Source organism: Pseudoflavonifractor sp. AF19-9AC (assembly GCF_003478995.1).
In the GTDB taxonomy this organism is placed as follows: domain Bacteria; phylum Bacillota; class Clostridia; order Oscillospirales; family Oscillospiraceae; genus Lawsonibacter.
Map to the genome: position 1 here is coordinate 325,766 of NZ_QUGI01000002.1, position 24,007 is coordinate 349,772.

Sequence of the window (24,007 nt, forward strand, 5' to 3'; positions counted from 1 at the left end):
CCCTGCTTTCTTTCCGTTGTTCTGTCTGTGTTCTCAAGGTCCCGGAGTCTCACTCCGGCTGGTTCTCGGCCTTGTCCAGCCCCTCCCGGACAATGACCTCCTGCATCACGCCGCCGGCGCCGTTGTCCAGCATGGACCGACGCACCCGGCTGATGGTGGCGCTGCTGGCCCCCGTCTTCTCCAGGATGTCCAGATACACCAGACCCTGCTGGAGGTAGACCGCCACGTCAAAGCGCTGCTCCAGAGAGCGCAGCTCCGTGGGGGTGCACAAATCGTCAAAAAACTTGCAGCACTCGTCCAAATCCTTCAATTTCAGGATGGTCTCGTACAGCGCCAGGCTCCGGGCTCTCTTTTCCGCTTTCGCCATGGTACCACTCCTTTTCCGGCAGCCCCTCCAGGGGGCTAATTCATTCCCTTAAAGTGTAGCACATAAAAGCGCAAAGGTAAAGAGAATTCCCTGCGATTCCCACGCTTGGGGCAAAAAGGGTACAAAAAAACCTCTGGCGTCCAAAGACTGCCAGAGGACGGGGAACATCTCCCGCGGTACCACCTCTATTTGCCGCCCCCTCGCGGAGCACGGCCTCGCCGGGTGTCCCACAACACCCTGCCCCTGTAACGGGAGGCCCCCGTTCCGCTCTACTTGGCCCCACGGCCGTTCCTCGGACAGCTCGGAAGATGAAATTTCACCCACAGCGCCATGCCCCTCGCACCGACCGGGAACTCTCTGAATTGGCGGATCTGCAGACTACTTTGTCTTCGTCATCACGTTTATTGGTTGCATTATACACCCGCCGGACCATTTGTCAAGGGCCTTTTTGCGCCGCCCCGCCCGGTCCCCGGGGAAATTTTTTGCCCCCCTTGACATTTGGGGAAAAATTGGGTATGATACTTTAACGGTTTAAAGATTAAAACCATTGAAGCACAGCGGGGTCCGCCCCGTTTGGAAAGGAACGACTGGTTATGCCCATTACCGATCTGCTGGAGCGCAACAGCAAGCTCTACGGCGAGGAGATCGCCCTGGTGGAGATTAACCCGGAGATCCAGGAGGAGCCCCGGGTCACCTGGCGGGAGTACGCCCTCATTCAGCCCACCTCCTCCACCCCCTACCGCCGGGAAATCACCTGGTCCGTCTTTGATGAGAAGGCCAACCGGGTGGCCAACATGCTGCTGAGCCGTGGCCTGAAAAAGGGCCAGAAGGTGGCCATTCTGCTGATGAACTGCCTGGAGTGGCTGCCCATCTATTTCGGCATCCTGAAGGCGGGGGCCATTGCGGTGCCCCTGAACTTCCGCTATACCGCCCAGGAGATCGAGTACTGCGTCAAGCTGGCCGACGTGGATGTGCTGTTCTTCGGTCCGGAGTTTATCGGCCGCGTGGAGGACATTGTCCCCTCCATCGGCCGGGACCGTCTGTTGTTTTTTGTGGGGGAGACCTGCCCCTCCTTTGCCGAGGACTACCACCGGGCCACCGCCAACTGCTCCTCCGCCGCCCCCAAGGTGCTGGTGGATGACGAGGACGAGGCGGCCATCTACTACTCCTCCGGCACCACCGGCTTCCCCAAGGCCATCCTCCTCAAGCACCAGGCCCTCCTCCAGGCCGCCCGCATGGAGGCCATCCACCACGCCACCACCCATGAGGACGTGTTTCTGTGCATCCCGCCCCTGTACCACACCGGAGCCAAGATGCACTGGTTCGGCTCCCTGTTTACCGGCAGCAAGGCGGTCCTGCTGAAGGGCAACACCCCTCAGGCCATCTTTGACGCCGTGTCCCAGGAGCGCTGTACCATCGTGTGGCTGCTGGTGCCCTGGTGTCAGGATATCCTGGCCGCTCTGGACCGGGGCGATCTGAAAATCGAGGAGTACCAGCTCAGTCAGTGGCGGCTCATGCACATCGGCGCCCAGCCCGTGCCCCCCTCCCTCATCAAGCACTGGCTGAGCTACTTCCCCCACCACAAGTACGACACCAACTACGGCCTGTCCGAGTCCACCGGCCCGGGCTGTGTCCACCTGGGCATGGACAACATCGGCAAGGTGGGCGCCATCGGCGTGCCCGGCTACGGCTGGAAGGTAAAGATCGTGGACGAGCAGGACCAGGTGGTTCCTCAGGGCGAGGTGGGCGAGCTGTGCGTCAAGGGCCCCGGCGTCATGGTGTGCTACTACCACGATCCCCAGGCCACCGCCGCTGTCCTGAAGGACGGCTGGCTCCACACCGGCGACATGGCCCGCCAGGACGCGGAGGGCTTCTACTACCTGGTGGACCGGAAGAAGGACGTCATCATCTCCGGCGGCGAGAACCTGTACCCCGTTCAGATCGAGGACTTCCTGGCCGCCTACCCCAAGATCCACGACGTGGCCGTCATTGGCCTGCCCGACAAGCGTCTGGGCGAGATTGCTGCCGCCATCATCCAGCTCAAGGACGGCATGACCTGCACCGAGAGCGAAATCAACCAGTTCTGCATGGATCTGCCCCGCTATAAGCGCCCCCGGAAGATCATCTTTGCCGACGTACCCCGCAATCCTACGGGCAAAATTGAGAAGCCCAAGCTGCGGGAGAAGTACTGCGGCGTGCGCCTGGTGGAGGCCCAGGCCCAGGGCTGACGGTTCCTTACTTACAAGCAAAAAATCCCCGTCCGACTGTTGTGCCGGACGGGGATTTTTTATGGTTATTGGTAGTCCTCGTTGAGGAACATGGCCTTGATGGCCACTACCTCGTCGTACTCCTCCTGGTCCACCTCCACACTGGAGTTGAGGGCCTGGAGGTCTTTTTTGACCACCTCCAGGGCCTGCCCCCCGTTGGCGGCCCGGCCATACTCCAGGGCGCGCACCATCCGCCGCAGCACCACCGGGTGAGCGTAGCGGGCGGGGAGGGGGAAGTCAGGCCGGGAGGCCAGGTAGTCCTCCATGGCCTTCTGGGCTTTCTCCGCCCGGCCCATCACCGCCTTGCGGTTATTCTGGGCGGTGGGCAGGACGCTGGCGCCGGAGAAGAGGAAAATGGCCGCCAGACCCAGCAGCAGGAAGTAGACGGCAAAGCCGCCCCCATTGAGGATGGAGTAAATTCCAAAGCCCAGGGACACCACGCCCAGCAGCGTAATGGCCATGGCCACCCAGCGGTAGCTGGGGTTGGTGCACAGGTAGGCCCGCTTGCGCCGGGCCGCCTGAGAGAGCTCCAGGGTGAGCTCCGGCCGCCCCTCCAGGAAGGCGGAGGCCTCCTCCAGCCGAGCAATTTCCGCCCGGGCCTCGGGGGTGATCTCCGGCTTTTTCTCCTTCCGCCGGGCCTTCTCCCGCTGGGCCAGCCGCTTTTCCGCCGCGGCGCTCACCCGCTTGATCTCCGGGTGGGACTGCTCCAGCAGGGCCAGCAGCTGGTCCACCTGCTCCTCATACTTGAAGTTGCACTGCTTCTCCTTCCCGCCGTCGTACTCCACCACCAGATAGGCCATGGAGGCGAAGACCCCCTTGCGGGTGAAGCCGCCCTTGCTCATGGCCACCCGCTTGAAGACCCGGGTAATGGCGGAGTAGGGGATATAGTACCGGCGGTCAATGTAGAAGCTGTTGAGGTACAGGGCCTTTTCTCCCAGGCCGCAGGGCCCCACCCGGCGGCAGCGCTTTTTGTCCTCCGCTAGGACGGCGGGCTCCAGCGAGGCGGATGAGAGCTGTATGGGCTTGAACATGCAATCCACTCCATAGAAAAATCTGCCAGCTGCCGCGCTCGGGCAGCAGCTGGCAGGCCGCCGTGCCTCAGCACAGCGGGAGATTTTGTTTGATTACTGGTTCACCGGCTGCTTCTTGGTGGCGCGGATGAAGATGAACAGCAGCAGCGCAGCGAAGATGACGCCGATGGGGTAGGCCACCACGGTGTTGTAGCCGCCCTCAGGATTCACCAGGCCGCCCAGGCACTCGGGGGCCAGGATGAAGTAGGTGCAGGACACAGCGCTCATGAAGGTGGCGGGAACAGCCGTGATCCAGTAGTTCTTCTTCTGGAGATAGAGGTACATGCTGCCGGCCCACAGAACGATCATGGCCAGGGTCTGGTTGGTCCAGCTGAAGTAGCGCCAGATCACGGTGTAGTCGATGTAGCCCAGGGCATTGCCCACGCCCAGGATGGTGCCCACGCCCAGCACGGGGATGCACAGCTTCAGGCGGTTGACCCAGGTGTCCTGCTCCAGGTGCATCCAGTCAGCCAGGGTCAGACGGGCGGAACGGAAGGCGGTGTCGCCGGAAGTGATGGGGCAGACCACCACGCCGATCATGGCCAGGGCAATGCCGATGCCGCCCATGGTCTTGGCGCACACGTCGTAGATGGCGGCGGACTGGCCCTGGGCCAGAACCTCGGACAGGCCGGTGCTCAGGCCGTCGGTGACGGCGTAGATGGCGCAGCCGGCAGCGGCCCACACCAGAGCGATAACGCCCTCACAGACCATGGCGCCGTAGAACACCATGTGGCCCTGACGCTCGGACTTCATGCACCGGGCCATCAGAGGAGACTGGGTGGCGTGGAAACCGGAGATGGCGCCGCAGGCCACGGTGATGAACATGAAGCTCCAGATGGGGGTTCCGGAGGGATGCATGTTGTAGAAGTGGGTCCAGATCTCGGGGATGACGAACTCAGACTTGGTGATGACGCCGAAGCCCACGCCCACAGCCATGATGATGAGGCAGATGCCGAAGATGGGGTAGACCTTGCCGATGATCTTGTCGATGGAGATAAAGGTGGCGATGAAGTAGTAGACCAGGATAATGACCAGCCAGAACAGGGTGGTGGTCAAAAGACCGCTGTGACCGCCGTTCTTAAAGAGGGTAACCAGCAATCCGGCAGGACCCACGGCGAACACAGTGCCCACCATCACCAGCAGCACCACGGAGAACACACGCATAACGTTCTTCATCACAGGGCCCAGGTACTTGCCGGTGATCTCAGCGATGGAGGCGCCGTCGTTGCGCTCACTCATCATACCGGAGAAGTAGTCGTGGACACCGCCGGCAAAAATGGTACCGAACGTGATCCACAGGAACACCACAGGTCCCCACAGGGCACCCTGCATGGCACCGAAGATGGGGCCGAGTCCAGCAATGTTCAGCAGCTGGACCAGGAACAGCTTCCACTGGGGCATGACGACGTAGTCAACACCGTCGTTGATGCGGACAGCGGGAGTTTCGCGATCATCCGGGCCGAAGGTGTTGTCAACCACTTTGCCGTAGGTAAAGTAGCCGCCTACCAGGATGATCAGACACAGAAAGAAACTGATCATAAAGAAACCTCCCTCACACAATTTGCGACAGATTCCGCCGATGGGCAGACTGCCGCTTACCACTGGCTATTATAGGAGGATTTTAGGAAAATGCAACCCCAAGGGCTCCGTCCCTTTTTACAAAAAACATTGCATTTTTTCGTCTTTTTGCTCAGTGAAGCCACATTTTCAATTACTAACACGGGATGAAAGATGCCCCAAATCAACAAAGGCCGACGGAACAGTACTCCGTCGGCCTTGTTAAAATAGAATTACAGCTTTTTCAGCAGTTCCTCCCGGCTTAGTCCGGCAATTCCAAGAGCCTCCAGCGTACGGCCCTCCTGCCAGAAGTTCCGCTTCACCAGAGCTCCGGCCAGCGTAATCACCGCGTCCATAATGGGGGTGGGAACGCCCGCTGCCTTGCCCAGCTGCGAAATGGGCACCAGCCCCATGGGCACGTCCTCCACAATGAGGCGGGAGTCCAGCACAGCAGGTGCCATAATGGTGGCGTGGGCGGGGGTCATGTGGCAAAGATCGGACATTTTCTCCGCCTGCACATGATAGTAGTGGACGTAGGCATCCCGCAGGCTGAGAATATCCAGCCCATAGGCTTTTCCCACCGCCACCCGCTCCTTGTCCATCTCTTCGGCCAAATCGCCGATGGCGGGGGTGATTCCGTCAAAATAATGGCGGAATTGTTCTCCGCTTTCGATCCGCCCCGCGTTGAGCAGCACAGGCAGAGGGTGAACAATGGTATTCATGTTATTCAGGCTGGTCTCCAGTACGTTGGCGGCGGGGATGAGCTGAGGATACACATCGGCCAGATCGTCGATAATTGCCTGGGTGTCTCCGGCGGGCAGGGCTGCCAGACTAAGCTCGTCCTTCACTCCGGAAACCACTGCCACGGCATCCTTGGCCCGGGCGGCGTAAAAGAGGCTGTTGGTCTCGCACAGGCGCACCTGGGCAGAACAGCCCGCCTGATTCCAGATGGCCCGGAACTCCAGGGCACCGCCGGTAGCACCAGGACAGACCACCACCGTTTGTCCATCCTCCAGGCAGCCGGCCAGTTCCCCGGCTACATAGGCGTGGGCAAATGCAGGCAGAACCACGAAGATGACCTGAGCTCCCTTTACCGCCGGGGCCACCTGGTCATAAACACCGTCCAGCTGGGCAAAGCCGGCCTCTGGCAAGCCCTCCAGCTGGATACCGCCCCGGTCCCGGATGGGCTGGAGCACCTGGGCAAAGCGGTCATAGAGGGTGACCTGCTTGCCCCTGCGCTTTAAGTAGGCGGCAATCACCTGGCCGCCGTTGCCGGCGCCCAGAACCGCAAAGCGTTCCTTCATACTCCGCCTCCGGATCACTCGTCGAAGGCAAAGGTCTCGCCCATGCCCAGGGAGAAGGCCTTGCGGTAGGCGATGCCAGCCACTGCCACGTCCAGGCAGCCCATGCCGATGGGCACCACCAGCAGCTTCTGGTCGGCCACGCTGCCCACGTCCTTCAGTCCGGCAGCCAGCTCACCCACGGTACAGTAGACGCTCTCCTCCGTGATTTTCCCCTGCTCAGCCAGGGCCTTCAGATTGCCCCGGTGCAGGCACTGGCCCACGTGGTCGCAGATGAGCTTGTCGGCGCCCAGGATAGCCTCGTCATCACACTCCTGATAGGAGCCCATGGCAAAATAAATGGTGCCCTTCTCCAGCCACTCGCCCTTCAGGAAGGCCTGGGTGGCAGGGGTGACGGTAATGACGGCATCGGCCTTGGCGGCATCCTTGGGGTGGTCCACCAGAATGATTTCGCCCTGAACCTTGTCCTTCATCTCCTCCTTGAACTTGGCGGCGGCAGCGGGGACAGGATCATAGACGTAGAGCTTCTGCACGTTGAAAATGGTGGTAAGGGCCTCGGTCTGGGTACGGCCCTGGACACCGGCGCCGTAGAGGCCCACGGTAATGTCCTTCTTGTCCTTCAGCAGATAGCGCAGAATAACGGCGGTCTGGGCACCGGTGCGCATATTAGTGATCCATGCACCGTCCATCACCGCCAAAAAGTCGCCATAGTTGGGGTGGACCAGCATGATGAGGGCGTTGATGAAGGGGCGGCCAATCTCCCGGCGGCCCTTGCCCCAGCCGCCGGCCCACTTCTGACCGGCCATATCCTGCCAGGCGATGTAGGCCGGCATGGCGTTCAGAGAAGCCTTGTAGGGCAGGTTGGTGGGCTCACTGTCACCCAGATTCAGGTTGAGCTTGGTGGGATTGATGGTCTTGCCCTCGCCCAGGTCCACAAAGGTCTTGTCCACAATGTCAATGACATCCTGCATGGAGATGATCTTCTGGATGTCAGACTGTTTGAGCAGCATGGTGTTCATAATACAAGATTCCTCCTTATTATTCTTTGGGGAGGCGGCCGACACGGGGTGTCCGCGCCGGCCGCCTCTCACTGATTCACTAATGCTGTATTGTAGCACAGTTCCCATAACCGTGCAAGCAGACAGTCATAGGCCGAAGCGGAGTTTTATGCCTTAGTCTTCTCCTTCTTGGTAACGGCTGCCGCAATCAGCAGGCAAACGAGAGAGGCAAGAATGCCGTAGATGGCATAGGGCATCTGGATGCCGAAGATAGGGGGCAGAGAGCTCTCAAAGGCTTGGGCCAGACCACAGCCCACTACACCGCCCACCATACCGGCAATGCCGCTGACGGGAGTCAGAATATTCTTGTGACGGAAGGCATACCCACAGTAGATCGGCACCAGCAGACCGGAGGCGGAGTAGGCATAGGAGGCCACAATAAGGTTCAGCACCTGGGGGAAGGCGATGGCCAGCGCCACGGCGGCGATAGCCACCAGCACGGTGCAGATCCGGGACACGGACAGCAGCTTCTTATCATCGGCGTTGGGATTAATGTACTGTTTGTAGATGTCTTGAGTCAGGTTCACGGATACCGACTGCAGGGCGCTGTCCGTGGTGGAGATGATGGTAGTGGCAATAAAGCCGCTGAACAGGGCCAGGGCCCAGGTGGGAATCTGAGTAAGGAACCAGCCGCTGGCCAGCTCGGAATCCAGGCCAGGATTCAGGGCCCGGCACACATTGCCTACCACAACAACCCACAGCTCAATGCCGGCAATGAGGATACCGCCCACAATAAGAGTACGGCGGGCATTCTTGGCGGAGTTGGCCGCACACACCCGCTGCAGGGTCATCTGGTTGGTCATCATACCGGGGGTAGCGGCAATAAACCACAAGGCCGTGGTGGTAAAGCCGGCGGAGAGAAGACCGCCGGGGAAACTGAGCACCTCCGGGTCGGGGTGGGCAGCCACCACATTGCTCCAGCCACCGCCCATATCCAGGGCCAGGTAGCCAGTGAGCACACACAGCGCCAGCATCATCACACCGAAAACAAAGTCGCTCCAGGCCACGGCACTGAATCCGGCAGGGATGGTAAAGAGCACACAAATGATAACCAGCACCACAATGAGTACGTTCATGTCAATGCCAGTAATCTCAGCGTAGAGCTTGGCAAAGGCTGTGGCCTGAGAGGCAATCCACCCGAAGGGCACTACCATGGCCATAATGGCGCCTACAAACTGCAAAAAGCGGTTCTTTCCATATACCTTTTCCAGAATATCCGGAATGGTGGTAAACTCATTTTCGCGAAGCCAAGCGGCAATAATGGCCATAATAAAGCAGCCGGCCGCACCGCATACGCCGTAGGTCAGGGGGGCCAGGCCATAACTGAAGCCAATGCTCACATGACCCACCAGCACGCCGCCGCCAACCAGGGTGGCAAACTGAGTAAAGACGATGACGTAGGAGGGCAGCTGCCGGCCGCCCATGGCCCAGTCCTCAGCCGTTTTGGTTCGTTTTTGGAAATAAAGGGCAATGCCCAGGCCAATGAGCATTACCACTACGGTGCTGATTAGGACCAGTACCGTTCCGCTTGCAGATTCAGGCATAATGTTGCTTCCTCCTTCTTTCTTCAAAACACACCGCAGGGAGGAATCCTCCCTGCGCTTTGCGTCATTATAATTCCATCTCACTAATTAGTCAATAGTTTAAACTATTAAAGTGAATAATTTTTCTGTTTTTTTATTTACGGCGAATAAAAAACCGCGGGATGGAGCACGCTCCATCCCGCGGTTTTCATGCAGATCACTGCCGCTGTTTAGGAATCTCCCACATAGGTCTCCAGCTGCTCCCAGGTCAAATCCAGGGCTTCGATATCGGCCCAGCAGGAGAATTTTGCCTCCAGCTCCGCCCAGGTTAGGTACCAGAACCAGTACTCAATGGCCAGATGGGCGGGGAGGATGTCCTCCACAATTTTCTTCAGCCGCTCAAAGCCCTCGGGCACGCCGGCGGTGCCGGGGAAGCGCACCTGCACCGTGCCCACACCGGTCTCCTCCACCCACGCGGGAATGCCGCAGCCGGAAATGGTGTCGTTGATGGCCTGCGGAGTAAAGCTGTCCCCGCCGATGCGCAGCAGGGCGGCCAGGGCCTGGCCCAGCTCCTCCGGGGTGCCCGCCGCCGGGCGGCGGACAAAGAGGCGGGCCAGATTCTCCAGCCCCCAGTCCCGGGCGGAGGTGAGGTCCACCTCCCGGCCCACCTCCTCCAGCGTCCCCTCGGCCCCGTCCAGGGCCGCTCCCTCCGTGTCCAGCTCGCCCCCGGAGAAGGGGGCCTCCAGATCGTAGACCCCCAGGGGGCGCAGCAGCTCTCTGAGATATTGGGCGTAGCTCATACCAATTCCTCCACCGTCAGGGTGCCCAGCACGGGCAGCACGTCAGAGGCCACCGCCACATCGGCGGCAGGGGCGGAGATGGCGTAGTTCTCCACGCCCTCGCAGCCGTAGACGAGGCTGCCCAGCTTGGCCAACAGCACGCTCTGGCCCAGGATTTTTCCGGTAAACCAGTCCCGCAGGGCCTGCTCCACCCCCTGCTCCACCGCCTGCTGGTCCCGGCCCTCCCCGGCCTTCACCCGCACAGTCACATCCACCGACACCGTCTCCGGGGCCCGCACCTGCACATCCACGGCAATCTCCCGCCGGGCCTGGAAGTACTCCGTCAGCTCACGCAGCAGCTCCTCCCCGGGCAGGCCGGAGAGGGTGGCCACCACCACATCCACGCTGCCTGTCCCTCGGGGGCGGGGCACCACCGCCGCGGCGGCCACCCCGTCAAAGGACAGGGCGCTCTGCTCGTAGAAGGCGGCATTGGCCCCGTTGGGCAGGCGCTTGAAGGTGTCCAGCACCCGGGCCCGCAGGGCCTCATCGTCCTCCGCCTCCTCGCCGCCGGTGCAGGGCTCAGGATTGGTGCAGGACAGCACCCCCACCGGGGCCACCGCCATGGTCACAATGGTGCCCGCTCCCACGTTGCCCGCCGCACCCTCCGTGAGGGCCCGGACGGGCACATCGGCGGTCAGTTCTCCCGCGGAAATGACGCCCTCCTGGGTGGTCTCAAAGCGCACCAGGCCCACCGTCATGCACACGGTCCCCTGAGGGATGACCCGGTCCACCGCCGCCGTCTCTCCGGCGGTGAAGCGCACCACCCCCTGGGCGGCCACCGCGCCCTTCCGCTCCAGGCTTCTCAGCTGGGCGTGGCGGTCCAGATACCCCCCCTGGGCGGTCTGAGGGAAGGCCTGCCGGGCCACCCAGTCAGCCTGGACGTACAGGGCATACACCTGGGCAGCCACGGCGTACAGCCGGGCGGACAGGTCACAGCCCTCCACCGGCTCCAGCCCCGTGTACTGGCCAAACTGCTCCAGCATCTCCTTATAAATGGTCTCAACCGTTTTCAACTTGCCGTCACCTCATTTTTCACAGATCCACCTGGGCGGTAAGGGTCTCCCCCCGCCACTCCAGGCGCACCACCACCCGACCGCCGTTCTCTGTGTCCTGCCACTCCACCCGGGAGAGCTTCAGATCCGTCTCCTCCTCCAGGGCTTCGGCGGCGTACTGGGCGGCCAGGGCCTGGCGGGCGGAGGGTTTCTCCCTCAGCACCTGGTAGAGGCGGCTGCCCAGATTGGGACGGAAGGGCAGTCCGCCCCGCCGGGCGGTGAGGCGGAACAGCACCCGTGCCAGTACCTCCTGTGCCCCCTCCAGGGTGGTCAGTCCCCCCGCCCCGTTGGGTACATATTCGCCGTTTATCAGCTTCCGTTCCATCTTAACCTCCCATGGCGCCCAACATCTCGCCCACGATCTCCCGGATGTACCGCTCCAGGTCCATGCCGTTGACCATAATGTGGCCGTTGAGCTCCAGGCTGCCCTGTCCCAGCCGCACCTGGCTGCTGCCGCCCCGGAGGCTCACCTCCCCGGGCTTCAGATCGGTCTCCTGCTGGACGGTGCCCACAATGCAGGGCAGCTCCCGCTCGCCCCCCGCCTTGAGCACCAGCACCTTTTCTCCCGCCGCCGGGCGCCAGCTGTACCCGCCGGGGGCGTAGACGCTGAGCCATCTCCGCTCCCCGCCCAGGGCCACCCCCGCGGGGTCGCCCCCCAGGGTCACCGCCCCCAGCTCCGCCGCCGGCTCCTGCTGGACCGGCCTCCGTGTCCGTTCCGATGTCCACATACCCCTCACCTCACATCACAAAGTCCGGCCGGGCCAGATCCAGCCGCGTCCAGTAGCCCCGCTCATCCATACCTACCGTGGCCTGAGCCACCCGGTAGCGGCCATTCCGATCCCACTCCTTGCGCTCCAGCACCACCAGGTCCCCCGGCCAGGCGCAGAAGGGCAGGGCCACCTCCACCTCCAGCCGCTCCAGCTGGGCCTTGGATTTGTCCAGCTGGAACTGGCCGGAGTAGCGCATGGTCTTGTAGGAGCTCCGCCCCGGCATGGTGATGACCCGCCGGGCCATACCTCCCCGGGCCAGAAAGTCCCCGTTTTCCACCGTCTGCACCGCGCCGGAGTACCGGTCCCGCACCAGCACCCGGGAGAGAACGCCATACCGCCGGTCCCGGCATACCAGTTTTGTCACCGGCACGCCGTCTCCCAGCACCCGCTCCTCTCCCTCCGTCCAGCCGGTGAGCACCAGCCGCCCTAGCTTGTCAAAGCGGGGTGCCACGCCGCCGTAGTACCGGGCAAAGTCGTAGACCACCGACCACTCGCTGCTGCCCACCGCCACCGAGAACTGGGACACGGCGGGCAGGCTGGCCCCCGGGGCCGCCGTGATGCCGTAGGGGGTCACGTGGTCCCGCAAAATGTCGGCCAGGGTGGCGGTCTCATAGTCCTGCCCCAGGGCCTCGTTGTCCAGAAGGCGGGCGGCCATCCCCCGGCCGGAGATCTCCATAATCTCCCCGTCGCTGTCCCGTGTGCGCTCGCACTCATCCACCAGGCCGGTAAAGACCCGCTCACCGTTGTCTTCCGCCTGAAATTCCACCCACTCCCGTGGGTCGGTGTCGCTCCCCAACTTCCAGAGAAAGCGCAGCCAGAAGCTGTCACAGGGTACTCCGGCGGTGTAGTCCAGCTGCCAGGCCAGCAGGGACGGCAGCTGCCACCGCACCCCGGCCCGGTCAATGACATAGCCCGTCACTTCACTCTCACCTCATCTCCCACATAAATGAGGTTGGGATTTTTAATCTGGGGGTTGAGGGCGATGAGCTCGCTGAGGGTAAGCCCGTAGGTCTTGGCCAGCGCCCACAGGGTGTCTCCCTTCACCACCCGGTGGTACTGGGGAACAGAGGAGACCGACGCACTCTGTGTGCCCCCCTCCGTCCCGCCGGCAGAGCCGGTGACCCGGAGCACCAGGTCGCCCTCTGTGCTGTGGTCCTCCCAGAAGACAAAGGAGTAGCGCACATAGTCGGGCCGGGGCTCCTGCTCCAGCCGCAGGGACACAAAGTAGGCGTTGGACACCTGCCACAGGGGATGGACCAGCAGCCCGGGCTTTTCCTCATAAAAGACGTTGGCCAGCATGCCGAACTGGCTGTACGCGTTTTCGCCCACAAACTCCCCCTCGCCCGCCATAATCCGGTTGGTCCGGCCCAGATTCTGCAGGCGGTAGAGCTCAAAGGGAATCTTGTGCACCACCAGCTCCTTGTTGTAGTCGATGGAGTACACCCTGGGGTTATGGGGCCAGATGTAGTTTTTGTATCGCATGGGGGACAGCATCCTGTGATCGCTCCCTTTCCGCTTGCTGTCTCAGTATAGAAAAAAGCCGCCGTCGTAGCGGCGGCTGTCCCGGCGGAAGGCCCGGTCCACCTGTTGGGCGGTGTCCAGCTCCCCGCCGGTGCCGTCCCGGCCTCTCTGGGCCCGCCCCACGGCGGTCCGGGCCAGGTCCTCCGCCTTCGTCCGGTCTCCGGTGGGGTGGACGGCAGACGCGCCCCGGGTCAGCGCTCCGGCCTGGGCGGCGCTCCGGTCCGCCCTCTGGAGGGCCCCGGCCAGGGGCCGGGCCTCAGGCCGGGCAATTTCCGGGGCAATCCCATCTTCCGCCCCGCCCCGGAGGGCCGTATTCATCGCTTCCTGGGCAAACTCCCGGGGCAGCCCCTGGGGAAGCCCGGCCTTTTCCTTGGGGGAGCGGTCCGTGTCCAACCGTTCGGTCTCAGGCTCCGCCCATGCCGTCTCGTCAATAGGGTAGGATTCCTCCCTCTCTGTCTCCCTGGGCCTTCCCCCGGCCAGGGCGTTTTCCGCCTGCCGGAGGGCCCACTCCAGGGCGTCCTCTTCCGGGCCCAGAAGCTGGGTCAGATAGTCGGTCACCGGTCCTCTCCCCCTCTCATCCGTTCAAACCGGTCCTGGTCAAAGGCGGCATTCACTCCGCCCTTCCCCCAGGAGCCTTGGGTCCGTCCGCACACCGGACAGCGTGCCTCCTCCGCCCGGGCTCGGCACTCCGGGCACAGGCGGTCGAGCTCCTCCTCCCGGTCCAGCAGCTGGTTGACCAGGCACCACAGGTAGTCCCGGTCCTTCATCTCCCGGGCCCGGACTTCGGTGGGCAGGGCGGAAAAGTCCCTCAGCACCCGCCATCGAAGCCGCTCACCGGGCTGGTCACGGAGTTTTTTTTTAGCTCTTCCAACTCCCCGTCGGTGAGGTTCAGCCCGGGGTTATTCTCCTCCCGGAACCGGGCCCACCGCCCGGCCAGGGCGGCAATCTCCTCCACGGTGAGGGCGGAGAGCACCGCCCGGCCGTCTGCAAACACGGGGGTGTGGTCCTCGGCCTGCTCCAGGGCCCGGGCCAGCAGGCAGGCGTTGGAGCACAATGCCCGCTCCCGGTCCTCCTGGGCCAGCTCCCCCGCCTCCCGCCGGGCCTGGAGGACCTCCAGGGCGGACAGCAGCCGAAGCTCCATGCCGTTATTCAGGGGCAGCCGGTCCTGTCCCGCCAAAATGGAAGGGGCCACCGGTTACACCTCCGTCTCAATGCGCCGGGTGGCCACCAGGGTGACCTCCTCCAGCACCATGCTGCCCAGGGTGGCGCTCTCCTCAATGGAGCTCCACTGGCAGCCGCTGTAAATGATTTTCCGGTCCGGCTTGCAGATGACCAGGGAGAAGCCGGACATGTTGTAAAAGTCGATGCCGTCCCGGATGGCCTCGTCGGTGGCGTACAGCCGCTTGAGCTGTACGGTGTGGACGGCCTGGCCGGGAATGGTGGCCACCGGCTCCGATTCGCCGAAGGCCTCCACGGCGGTGCTGCTCTTGGTGGTCTTGGCGGTGTAGCTCTGCACCACGGCCACCCGGGTACCGTCCACTTCCAGATAGATGTCGCTGCTGGTGGGGAATCCTGCCACGCTCATAGAAACTTCCTCCTATTCCTGCCCGCTCACACGGTGATATGGGCGGTCAGCCAGATCTGGTTGATGCCGTGGGCCACGGTGAAGGAGAAGTCCACCAGGCAGCGGGTGGGATCCTGGGTGTCCGCGGACACCTCCACCCCCTCATAGCCGGTGATAATCTCCTGCTTCAGCTTGTTTTCCAGCTCCAGCACCACCTGGGCCCGGATGGCGCTGCGGCTCTGGGCGGTGTTTTTGGCCCGGGCAAACTTGGTGCGCAGGGCGGTGCGGAGGGAGGGAATCACATCGTCCACCACCCGAATGGTGGCCAGGTCCCGCCAGGTGGCGTCCTGCACCTCGCCGGTCTTGGTCCGGGTGGTCACACCCCGCACCACGGACACGATGCCGGACACACTCTCCACGGGGGTGACGCCCCCCAGAATGAGCAGGTCCAGGGCGTTGTCGTCGTAGCGCTGCTCCAGGCCATAGAGGCCCTTCAGCTCCGCACCCCCCAGGGGGATGGCGGGGTCGCTTTCCCCGGCCAGCACGCCTGCCACCGCCGCGGCCACACCCAGTCCGGAGATGGCCTCCCCGTCCCGGTCCAGCCCGGCGGGGGCCACCAGCACCACCCGCTCACTGTTCAGGGCCTCCGCCCGGGCGATGAGGGCCTCCTCATCCTCCCCGGCGGCTCCCGCCACCACGCACAGCCGCTCCCGGCGGTTCTCCGCCGCCGTCACCGCGCTGTCCCGCAGCTTCTGCTGCACACTCTGGTCGGTGCTGCCGCACAGCACCACCGCCAGGTCCTCCTCCTGCTCCAGCAGGGCAAAGGCGGCGTCGTAGCCCTCCTCGTTGGCCACCGCCACTGCCTTCACGCCGCCGGCGCCGTTTTTCAGGGCCAGGCGGATGAGCTCGGCCATATCCTCGTCCCCGTCGGAGCCGAAGACCGCCACTGCCTTCTCATAGCTGGTGATGGTCTGCACCTCGCCTGCCGTGGCCACGGTATTCACCGCCGCCAGGCCCACCAGTCTGCCCCCGCCGCTGCCCGAGACGATGGTGCTGGCGTCATAGGCCGAGTACACTCCCGGCCGCTGATGGGTTGTCACATTCATGCTTTTATGCCTCCTCGCAGTTCAAAATCGGTAAACAGCCCGTCGGCCTGCTCCGCCGCGCAGAGGTAGGCCCGGCACACCGCCTGGGTGCTCTGGCGCAGCAGCCGCTGCTGGGTGTCGAAGGTAAGCTCTCCCCAGGAGAACTCCTCCACGGCCAGCCCCTCCGGCGCGCCCACCAGCAGGGCGGCGGATAATTGGTCTAAAAGGGCCTGGAAGGCCCCGTCCTCCGTCCCCTCCGGGGCGCAGAGGTCCAGGCCGAAGGTAAGGGTGGCCTCCCGGCCGTACCAGTCCTCCCACACCCCGTCCTCCCGCTGCCGCTGGCCCAGGTAGTCCTGAAAGCCCACCGGGGCCACCCGGCATCCCCGCAGGGATACCACTGCCGTGGGTCCGCTGAGCTTCTGCCTCGCCCCGGTGTTCCAGGCGGGTACCGCCGCGGCGCCCTGCTCCGTCAGGTAGTCGGCAAGGGCCTTGGTAATGCCCTGTACTCCCCCATTCATACGGTCCCCTCCTCATCCACGGGCCGCAACAGGGCCCAGAAGTGTCCGCCCGTCTCCGGCCCCACCGGATGGGCGGACTGGACGGCGTAGCGCCCGCCCTGCCATTCCACCTGGTCTCCGTCCGCCAGAGGCACATCGGCGGGCCCCAGATATAAAAAGCGGTCCTCCCGCCGAAATCCCAGGGGAGAGGGGACCTGCTGGTCCTCGCTCTTCTGGAGCACCGGCTGGAGAAAGGCTTTTAGCGAAATTCCCTCGCCGCCCCCGGCGGGGTGGAGGGTAACCTCCTGCCCGTACCGGCTCAAAATGCTCTTCCACGCCCGGTCCGTCATCCCTCCACCCCCCGGAAGGCAAAGCCCGTCTCCCGCAGCCAGGGGGCCAGCAGCCGCTCGGCCTGCTCGCTCCGTCCGCCGCCGCTTTTCTCCCGCAGCTGGACGGACACCTCGCCGGCGGAAAAGGAGCTCACGTCCCCCTCTCCGGCGGCCCCGCTGAGGCCGTCCATGGCCATGAGAGCCGCCGCCAAAGGGAAAGCGGAGCCGCAGTCCTGGGGCGAGACGCCGGCCTTCAGCCGCCGCTGAAGGCTGTCCTGGGCGGCCTCAATGAGGGGGAGGAGCAGCGTGTCCTGCTCCTCCCCGGCGCCCATCTGGCGGCACAGGGCCAGAATTTCCTCGCCCAGCTCCATCTCAGACCTCCAGGACCCGGCTGGCGTTCTGGAAAATCTTTGCAAAGCCGCTGATAGTGGTGATGGCGGCCCGCTCCAGCTGGCGGTCAATGAGCTTGTCGTACTCCACCGTCACGTCGCTGCCCTGCACCATCTCCAGGGCGAAGCGCTTGTCCAGACCGATGACCGTGCCCTCGGGGAGGACGGAGGTGCGCAGCAGGGTGGCCCCCAGGGGGGTGGTCAGCTTGCCGGTGCCCTGGAAGTTGAGGCCGGTGAGGGGGTTCTGGAACTCGGTGAGCTTCAGCAGCTTCACCATCACGTCGCCGGACACCAGCAGAGCGTTCATCTCGTAGGGGTCAAACTTGGCCCAGAAGTCCACCAGGTCGTCGTAGGTCAGGGTGCCGGAGGAGGACACCTCGTCCACCTGGGCGGCGTTGCCGTTGCCGTCGCCGTTCATCAGCACGTCCACCGCGTCCTCCAGGTGGGCCCGGGCGATGTGAGCGCCAATCTGGCGCAGGGTGACGGAGAAGAGGTCCAGCTTCTGGTAGCGGACGGCCTCGTAGGAGGCCACCAGCATGCGGCCGCGCTTGCGCAGCTTCACCAGGTTACTCTGCACCTTGATGGTGGTGGCGGGGATGGAGGCGCCCTCGTCCACCTGGCGCAGCTCCTTCTCCTCGCCGCCGGCCTCGGAGGCGATGGAGCGGTAATCCATGCCGTCGAACTTGGTGACGGCGGCGGTGATGTGGGGGAGGATGTCGCCCTCCTCCATGCCCTGGCGGACGGAGCGGGCGATGTACTCAGGGAAGAGGACGGCGGAGTCGGCGGTGCGGAAGAACTTCTCCACCACGTCGCTGCCGGCGCCCTTCACCTTGATGTCAAAGCGCTTGAGCTGGCGCTGAAAGGCGTCCAGGCCCTCCAGGGAGGTGCCCTTGTACTGCTCGCTGGGGTCCTGGCGCTCCAGCACCTGGGTAAAGGTGGACCCGGCCTCCTGATACATGCCCTTGTCCAGTCTCAGATTGTCATAGGAAAAAGCCATTTTTCTTCACGCTCCCTTTCTTCTCACAGACACAGTACGGCGGAGTTTTCGCCGGCGCTGACCACCAGCACGGGGATGCCGCCGTCGGCGGAACTCTGCACGCCGCCGTTGCCGTCGGCCTCCACATTGGCCCAGCCGGGGGTGAGGGAGCCGGTGGTGCTGACGGTGACAAAGCCCTTCACCTGGACGGCGGCGCCCCCCTTTCGGGGCTCCATGGCCACGCCGCAGAACTTGTCCTTGGCCGAGCACAGGCCCACCGTGCCGTTTTCGGTGACCTTGACCACCTTGCCGCCGGTCACGTCCTCGCCGCAGGCGAAGGTGGCCACCACGGCTCCAATGTCCTCAAAGGAAAACTTGCTCATGGTTTGTTGACCTCCTTAAAAAATCAAATCAGAAAAGCGCCGTCCCGGCTGTCGGGCTGGCCGCTCTTTTCTCCGTATTCCAGCTGGGGACAGATGGGGTAACGCCGGGCAGCCTTTGCGCCCCAGGCCTCCTTCAGGGCGGTAAGCTCGGCGAGGGAGAGCTTCTCCGTCATGCCCAGCAGCAGCTCCCGTTCCATGCCCAGCCCGGCCAGCAGGCCCAGGCGTACCGTCTCCTCTTTGAGTTCCTTCCGGTACTGCCGTCCCGCTTCCGCCTCCCGCTCCAGCTGTTCCAGCTCTCCGGCCAGACCGGGATTTTTTCGGACCAGGTCCTTCAGGGTCCGGGCGCTGCCCGCCCCCTTCACCACACCCGCCTCGGGCTGGGCGGGCACCGCCACAAAGGAGAACTCATAGGCGTCGCTGGCCCCCTCCAGGCTGGCGTAGCACAGCTTTCCGTCGTAGTACTCGCCCTTCTTGTGGCCGCACTGCCCCTTTCGAAGGTCGGCCCCGCAGATGGAGCACACCGACTGTTCCACGGCGCAGCCCACGCTGACCTCCTTTTTGATGCCCGCCTCAATTTCGGCAATCAGGTCCTTTGAGCCCTCGGTCCGTGCCATGTAGGCCCAGCCCTTCAGCCAGCAGTAGCCGTCCCCGGCCTTGGTGGTGCGCTCCGGCTGGAAAATGACCTCGGTCTTATAGATGCGGGCGGCCTGACCCCGGGCGGACCACTGGTGGTCAAAGATGCCGCTCTTGCCCACAAACAGCCTGGAGAGCTCCTCCAGTGTCTGGGGGGCAAAGCGCTCCTGGTCCCGGTCCACCTCGTTGTCGCAGAGGCGCAGGGAGAAGACGTACACGTCCTCCTCCTTTAATTCCTTCCGGGAGAGCAGGTTGATGAGGGCCAGATCCTCCGCCGTCACCGCCGCCTGCTGGCCTCCCTGGGATTCCTTCAATACCTTCATTCGGCTTCCTCCTTCATTTTCTCCGCCTGAGCATCGTCGTCGCAAGCTCCAGATCCCTCGGCCCGCCGCATCCGGCAGGCCTCGCTCCTTCCGCTGCTCCTCCTCTCCCCAGAAAAGCGCTCCGCGCTTTCCCGGGGGCCCCGACCTGGCGTAATCGCTCCGGGCGGGACTTTTCAGCCCTTCCGGCTCTCCTGCTCCAGCTTCAAGCCCTCTGCCTGGGTCCGGTACAGTTCTGCCCGGGCCTCTTCCACCAGGTCCTGGAGATTGATGTCCTCCCACTCCAGCGTCACCCGGGGGTCATAGCCCCGCAGCCCAAGCCACAGCTGGGCCACCCTCTGGAGCGCGGGCTCCACGCTGCGGCGGATGGCGGTAATCTCGCTGGTAAGCAGGTCGGCCTGCTGGGCGCTCATGCGCTCGGTGGAGGACCAGGACAGCCCCAGCATGAAGGGGGGAATGCCCGTCCGGGCCACCAGCTGCTCCAGAATCTGGCGCACGGGCACCTCGCTGTCCAGAATGGGGCTGTCGGCGCCGATGACCTTGATGTCCACGTCGCCCACGGCCACAAAGTCCCGCACCGTCCCTTCCCGGCCAGCCTGCATGGCGGCCGACCACTCCTGGGCAATCTGTGAGCACCGCTCCTGGGCAAAGGCCTCCTCGCCCTCCCCAGGCTTACAGACCACCGCAAAGCGCAGGTTGCCTGCCCGCTCCCAGTTCTGGCCCATGGCCTGGTAAATTTTCAGCAGAATGCCCGTCAAAAAGGGCATGGACCGCATGAGGGACACCCCGAAGGGGCTGTCGGAGGTAGGCTGAAAGGGGGTGAAGAGGAGCAGCTCCTGCCAGGGCAGCTCTCTGGGCTCCCCCACCTCCCTCCGGCACAGCCGGAAGTCCAGGGGGGTGTCCCCCTCCCGGGCCTCCACCTGCTCCGGGTCGGCACACAGCACCGCCGCCACATCCCGCCCGTCTCCGGTGAGCACAATCTCACCCAATGCGTGGCCGCAGGTAAAGAGGTCGTCCAAATACCGGTCCAGAAAGGCCTGCATCCCCTGCTGGCCCCAGCCGGTGTTCACCCCCTGCCAGAAGGCGTCCAGTTCCTCCTGTGCCCTCTTGTCCCGGCAGATGGGATGCACCCCGCCGCACAGCCGCACCAGCTTCCACACGGCGGCCTCCACCACGGGCACGCCCTCCCGGATAGCCCGGTACAGCTCCACCGAGCCGCCGCCCAGGGGGGTGTACCGGTCCAGTACGCCGAAGGGGTGCCCCTCGCTCCGGCGCACCTGCACCACGGGGGGCGACGCCTCCCGGTGCCTCTGTTTCCACCATCTCATGTTGTCCCGCTCCCTTTTCTGTCAATTTTCAGCGCGTTTTCCGCTCCACGCAGCCGGCAAAAAAGCCGCCGCTGCTTTCCCGCCCCGCCACAGTAGAGGCAAAGTAGCGAATTTCATCCATCGCGTGGTCATATTCTTTTTTCACCCGGTCCTGACCGTCGCCCTTGTCCTCCCAGCGGTAGAGGGAAAACTCCCGGATGGCGTCCTTACAGGGCTGGCAAATGACCAGCTTTCTGGCCTTCATCAGCCGGGCGGTGAGGCGGATGCCCGAGAGCACCTCGTTGTCCGCCCGCCGCACCCGCCAGCCCCGGCGGCGCAGGGTCTCCAGAAAGCTGGCAGCGGAGGGATCGGCCACCACCGCCTCAATCCGCCGTCCCCCGGCAAGCCGTGCCAGGGCGTCGGCGTGTTCCTCGTCGGTTTTCTGTCGCCGCTCCTGCCGGGCGTCGTAGTAGTACTCCGCCACCCGGTACCACACCCCGTCCTGCTTGCCCCACAGGCCCATGGAGGTGGGGTTCACCGTGCCGTAGTCGCAGGAGATGTACCACTGCTCCATCTCCCCCTCCGGCACCGGGGATACATAGCTCTCGTCAAAGAAGTCATAAATGATGCCCTCGGCGGCCACCCACTCTCCCAGCACAAACCGGCGGTAGAAGGTGCCTTCAAACATGGTCTGGTAGCGCTCCAGCACCTCCCGGGAGAGGCCGGGGTTGTCGGTCATGGCAAACTGGAGCCGCAGCACCTTTTTCTCCTCCGCCTTTTCAATCCACTCCCGGTAAAACCAGTGCCCGGGGGACTCGGGGTTGCAGGAGAACCACAGCCGGCTCCCGGTCACCGAGCACCGGGCCGCGGTCTGCTCCACGAAGGAGCGGGGCATCAGGGCCACCTCGTCCAGCAGGGCCCCCGCCAGGGTGATGCCCTGGATGAGGGCCGCCGAGCCCTCGTCCTTGCCCCCGAAGAGGTAGAAGGTGTTTTTCCGCCGCCCCAGCCGCACCTGAATGAGGTTTCGTCCATTCTGCATCCGGCACCGGAAGCCCATATTCTCCAGCAGGGGAATGAGCTCCGAGAGCAGGTTTCGCCGCAGGGACGAGATGGTCTTGCCGCACAGGGCGAAATTCCGGTTCTGGAAGGAGCGCATGGCCCAGCAGAAAAAGGACAATCCGGTGCACAAGGTCTTGCCGCTGCGCACCGCCCCGTCGCAGATGATGGCCTGCCTGTCCCGGTCGGGGGAGCCGGGCCGCCACCAGGTGAGCACCCGGCGCTGCTTGGGGGAAAAGACCAGATCCTCCACGGCTTATTCCCCCTTCTCCTCCATGGCCCGCAAAAAGCGGTCCACCTGCTCCTCACCGCTCTGGTCGGCGGCGTCCAGCAGCCGCTCCAGCAGCCGGGCCCGGTCGGCAAATTTCAGTTCAATGACGCCGTTTGTCCCCCGTTTAAACTCGGTGAGGGCGTCCAGATCCAGCTTTTGAAGCCCGCCCCAGTCCTCCTCCGGAAAGCAGGCCAGGCGCACCGCGTCGCCCACATCGGCGTTGGCCAGCTTCCACATGCGCTTTAAAATCTCCTCCCGTCCCGGGAGCCCACCTCTGGCCATTCCATCCCTCCTCACCTCTGGCTGGGAGAGGCCGGAAAGTTGTATGGTGCCGGTCACGCAAGAAAAAAAGAAGGGACTCGCCCTTCTTCGTCATATCTCACGCCCGGTTTGCATTAAGGTAATACACAGGCCTGTCCAGAAAAAAATACCGGCTTTGCCCACTGTATAGAACCGGCAGTCTCTCCATATCCTGTTTTCATCCACAAATGATGGAGCAGGAGGAACCATTTATGAAGCGCATTTCCACGTTGATTCTGGCGGCGCTGCTGTTGGCGGCCGCCATACCGGCTGCGGGGGCGGAGGAGGCTGGCGGACTGTCTCTCTCCTGTGCCTCCGCTCTTTTGATGGAGAAGGAGACAGGGACCGTGCTGTACGACCAGAACAGCCACCAGAAGCTGGAGCCGGCCAGCGTGACCAAGATCATGACCCTTCTTCTGGTGATGGAGGCTCTGGACGACGGGCGGCTCACCTCGGATGATCTGGTGACCGTCTCCGCCAACGCGGCGGGGATGGGCGGCTCCCAGGTCTATCTAAAAGAAGGGGAGCAGATGCCCGTCCGGGAGCTTATCAAGTGCGTCACCGTGGTGTCGGGCAACGACTGTGCGGTGGCCCTGGCGGAGCACCTCTACGGCAGTGAGGCGGCTTTTGTGGCGGAGATGAACCGCAAGGCCCAGGAGCTGGGCATGGCGGACACCAACTTTGTCAACTGCACCGGCCTGCCCGCCGACGGCCATGTGACCACGGCCTACGACATCGCCCTCATGTCCCGGGAGCTCATTTTGAACCACCCGGATATTCGGGATTATACAACCATTTGGATGGACTCCATTCGGGACGGCACCTTCGGGCTCACCAACACCAACCGGCTCATCCGCTTTTATGCGGGGGCCACGGGTCTGAAAACGGGGTCCACCGACTCGGCCCTCTACTGCATGTCGGCCACGGCGGAGCGGGACGGCATGGAGCTCATTGCCGTCATCATGAAGGCCCCCACCAGTGCCCAGCGCTTTGAGGACGCCAAGGCCCTTCTGGACTACGGCTTTGCAAATTACGCTCTGGTAAACGTCTACCCCGAGACCCCTCTGGCCCCGGTGGACGTGCTGCTGGGGACGGCGGCCCAGGTGCAGCCCCAGCTGAAGGAGGACTGCTCCCTGCTGGTGGACAAGCGCCAGGCGGACCAGGTGACCACCAAAGTGACGGTGGCCCAGGATGTGGAGGCTCCGGTGGACCCGGGCCAGACCCTGGGCCAGCTGGAGGTGTACGTGGGGGAGGAGCTTCAGAAGACCATTCCCATCGTGGCCGCCCAGGGCGTGGACCGGCTGACGGTGCCTGGAATTTTCTCCCGCATGCTGCGCCAGCTGCTCATGGCGGAGGGATAAGTGGGGAACCGGTTCCCTGCCCGTTCCGCCCGCCGGGATTTCCCGGCGCTTACATAAAGTTCCAGTCTTTTTGCCGAAATGTACAAAATCCAGCTTTACGGCTATTTTACTTGACGGGTTCTGGACCGCGTTGTATAATTTATATAAATATCCGGCAATATTTTCGTCTGCGTGTTGTGCTTTTTCGCTCAGCGCGGCGAGGAAATTTACC

The 24,007-nt window shown here is 63.6% G+C and carries 28 protein-coding genes; 2 read left to right on the top strand and 26 right to left on the bottom strand.

Features of this window, described 5'->3' with window-relative positions:
- Positions 1-49: 49 nt before the first annotated feature.
- Complete coding sequence (locus tag DWX58_RS04435) at positions 50-367, bottom strand: YerC/YecD family TrpR-related protein (protein WP_118641762.1); 318 nt, start codon at positions 365-367, stop codon at positions 50-52.
- A 593-nt stretch (positions 368-960) separates the two neighbouring features.
- Between DWX58_RS04435 and DWX58_RS04440 the strand changes: the two genes are divergently transcribed.
- Entirely contained in the window at positions 961-2,595 is a 1,635-nt protein-coding gene (locus DWX58_RS04440) for a class I adenylate-forming enzyme family protein (protein WP_118641763.1), read from the top strand.
- 65 nt (positions 2,596-2,660) lie between these two features.
- Here the strand turns inward: DWX58_RS04440 and DWX58_RS04445 are convergent, their stop codons facing one another.
- The 25 genes from DWX58_RS04445 to DWX58_RS04560 all read right to left on the bottom strand — a co-directional run bounded on the left by DWX58_RS04445 (position 2,661) and on the right by DWX58_RS04560 (position 22,417).
- Positions 2,661-3,665 carry an ATPase P gene (locus tag DWX58_RS04445; RefSeq protein ID WP_118641764.1) on the bottom strand — a complete coding sequence of 335 codons (1,005 nt, stop codon included), beginning with the start codon at positions 3,663-3,665 and terminating at the stop codon, positions 2,661-2,663.
- Between the two features lie 93 nt (positions 3,666-3,758).
- Positions 3,759-5,243, bottom strand: a complete 1,485-nt coding sequence (locus DWX58_RS04450) for a carbon starvation CstA family protein (protein WP_118641765.1) — start codon at positions 5,241-5,243, stop codon at positions 3,759-3,761.
- 251 nt (positions 5,244-5,494) lie between these two features.
- Positions 5,495-6,565 (bottom strand): NAD/NADP-dependent octopine/nopaline dehydrogenase family protein, encoded by a 1,071-nt coding sequence (locus DWX58_RS04455; RefSeq protein ID WP_118641766.1) that lies wholly within the window; start codon positions 6,563-6,565, stop codon positions 5,495-5,497.
- A gap of 14 nt (positions 6,566-6,579) precedes the next feature.
- Positions 6,580-7,581: an ornithine cyclodeaminase family protein gene (locus tag DWX58_RS04460; RefSeq protein WP_243093255.1), complete on the bottom strand. Its 1,002-nt coding sequence runs from the start codon at positions 7,579-7,581 to the stop codon at positions 6,580-6,582.
- Between the two features lie 146 nt (positions 7,582-7,727).
- Entirely contained in the window at positions 7,728-9,164 is a 1,437-nt protein-coding gene (locus tag DWX58_RS04465) for a sodium:solute symporter family protein (RefSeq protein ID WP_118641767.1), read from the bottom strand.
- Between the two features lie 209 nt (positions 9,165-9,373).
- Complete coding sequence (locus tag DWX58_RS04470; RefSeq protein ID WP_118641768.1) at positions 9,374-9,943, bottom strand: DUF2313 domain-containing protein; 570 nt, start codon at positions 9,941-9,943, stop codon at positions 9,374-9,376.
- Positions 9,940-10,995 carry a baseplate J/gp47 family protein gene (locus DWX58_RS04475; RefSeq protein WP_243093256.1) on the bottom strand — a complete coding sequence of 352 codons (1,056 nt, stop codon included), beginning with the start codon at positions 10,993-10,995 and terminating at the stop codon, positions 9,940-9,942. Before DWX58_RS04475 ends, DWX58_RS04470 begins: the two co-directional genes overlap by 4 nt.
- 19 nt (positions 10,996-11,014) lie before the next feature.
- Positions 11,015-11,359: a hypothetical protein gene (locus tag DWX58_RS04480; RefSeq protein WP_118641769.1), complete on the bottom strand. Its 345-nt coding sequence runs from the start codon at positions 11,357-11,359 to the stop codon at positions 11,015-11,017.
- 1 nt (position 11,360) lies between these two features.
- A complete protein-coding gene (locus DWX58_RS04485; RefSeq protein WP_158579213.1) occupies positions 11,361-11,762 on the bottom strand; it encodes a hypothetical protein in 402 nt (133 codons plus the stop codon).
- A 10-nt stretch (positions 11,763-11,772) separates the two neighbouring features.
- Positions 11,773-12,723, bottom strand: a complete 951-nt coding sequence (locus tag DWX58_RS04490; RefSeq protein WP_118641770.1) for a hypothetical protein — start codon at positions 12,721-12,723, stop codon at positions 11,773-11,775.
- The gene (locus DWX58_RS04495; protein WP_118641984.1) at positions 12,720-13,286 is read right to left on the bottom strand and encodes a LysM peptidoglycan-binding domain-containing protein; all 567 of its coding nucleotides are present in this window, start codon (positions 13,284-13,286) and stop codon (positions 12,720-12,722) included. Before DWX58_RS04495 ends, DWX58_RS04490 begins: the two co-directional genes overlap by 4 nt.
- Positions 13,287-13,328: 42 nt before the next feature.
- A complete protein-coding gene (locus tag DWX58_RS04500) occupies positions 13,329-13,883 on the bottom strand; it encodes a hypothetical protein (RefSeq protein ID WP_118641771.1) in 555 nt (184 codons plus the stop codon).
- Positions 13,880-14,140: a molybdopterin oxidoreductase gene (locus DWX58_RS04505; protein ID WP_243093257.1), complete on the bottom strand. Its 261-nt coding sequence runs from the start codon at positions 14,138-14,140 to the stop codon at positions 13,880-13,882. Before DWX58_RS04505 ends, DWX58_RS04500 begins: the two co-directional genes overlap by 4 nt.
- The gene (locus DWX58_RS15105) at positions 14,134-14,517 is read right to left on the bottom strand and encodes a hypothetical protein (protein WP_147382237.1); all 384 of its coding nucleotides are present in this window, start codon (positions 14,515-14,517) and stop codon (positions 14,134-14,136) included. The genes DWX58_RS04505 and DWX58_RS15105 overlap by 7 nt, the downstream gene beginning before the upstream one ends.
- 3 nt (positions 14,518-14,520) lie before the next feature.
- Positions 14,521-14,910 carry a hypothetical protein gene (locus tag DWX58_RS04510; RefSeq protein ID WP_118641772.1) on the bottom strand — a complete coding sequence of 130 codons (390 nt, stop codon included), beginning with the start codon at positions 14,908-14,910 and terminating at the stop codon, positions 14,521-14,523.
- A gap of 26 nt (positions 14,911-14,936) precedes the next feature.
- Entirely contained in the window at positions 14,937-15,995 is a 1,059-nt protein-coding gene (locus DWX58_RS04515; protein WP_118641773.1) for a phage tail sheath C-terminal domain-containing protein, read from the bottom strand.
- On the bottom strand, positions 15,992-16,492 hold the full coding sequence (locus tag DWX58_RS04520) for a hypothetical protein (protein WP_118641774.1): 501 nt from the start codon (positions 16,490-16,492) through the stop codon (positions 15,992-15,994). The genes DWX58_RS04515 and DWX58_RS04520 overlap by 4 nt, the downstream gene beginning before the upstream one ends.
- Entirely contained in the window at positions 16,489-16,821 is a 333-nt protein-coding gene (locus DWX58_RS04525) for a hypothetical protein (RefSeq protein WP_118641775.1), read from the bottom strand. The genes DWX58_RS04520 and DWX58_RS04525 overlap by 4 nt, the downstream gene beginning before the upstream one ends.
- Entirely contained in the window at positions 16,818-17,171 is a 354-nt protein-coding gene (locus DWX58_RS04530) for a hypothetical protein (RefSeq protein ID WP_118641776.1), read from the bottom strand. The genes DWX58_RS04525 and DWX58_RS04530 overlap by 4 nt, the downstream gene beginning before the upstream one ends.
- A 1-nt stretch (position 17,172) precedes the next feature.
- Entirely contained in the window at positions 17,173-18,186 is a 1,014-nt protein-coding gene (locus DWX58_RS04535) for a phage major capsid protein (protein WP_118641777.1), read from the bottom strand.
- 23 nt (positions 18,187-18,209) lie between these two features.
- Positions 18,210-18,548, bottom strand: coding sequence for a hypothetical protein (locus DWX58_RS04540; RefSeq protein ID WP_118641778.1), 339 nt, complete (start codon positions 18,546-18,548; stop codon positions 18,210-18,212).
- Positions 18,549-18,571: 23 nt separating this feature from the next.
- Positions 18,572-19,504: a hypothetical protein gene (locus DWX58_RS04545; protein ID WP_118641779.1), complete on the bottom strand. Its 933-nt coding sequence runs from the start codon at positions 19,502-19,504 to the stop codon at positions 18,572-18,574.
- Positions 19,505-19,677: 173 nt separating this feature from the next.
- Positions 19,678-20,829, bottom strand: coding sequence for a serine/threonine protein phosphatase (locus DWX58_RS04550; protein ID WP_118641780.1), 1,152 nt, complete (start codon positions 20,827-20,829; stop codon positions 19,678-19,680).
- Between the two features lie 28 nt (positions 20,830-20,857).
- Positions 20,858-22,117: a PBSX family phage terminase large subunit gene (locus DWX58_RS04555; protein WP_118641781.1), complete on the bottom strand. Its 1,260-nt coding sequence runs from the start codon at positions 22,115-22,117 to the stop codon at positions 20,858-20,860.
- Positions 22,118-22,120: 3 nt separating this feature from the next.
- On the bottom strand, positions 22,121-22,417 hold the full coding sequence (locus DWX58_RS04560) for an XRE family transcriptional regulator (RefSeq protein ID WP_118641782.1): 297 nt from the start codon (positions 22,415-22,417) through the stop codon (positions 22,121-22,123).
- A gap of 230 nt (positions 22,418-22,647) precedes the next feature.
- Between DWX58_RS04560 and DWX58_RS04565 the strand changes: the two genes are divergently transcribed.
- Positions 22,648-23,796, top strand: a complete 1,149-nt coding sequence (locus DWX58_RS04565) for a D-alanyl-D-alanine carboxypeptidase family protein (protein ID WP_118641783.1) — start codon at positions 22,648-22,650, stop codon at positions 23,794-23,796.
- Positions 23,797-24,007: the final 211 nt, after the last annotated feature.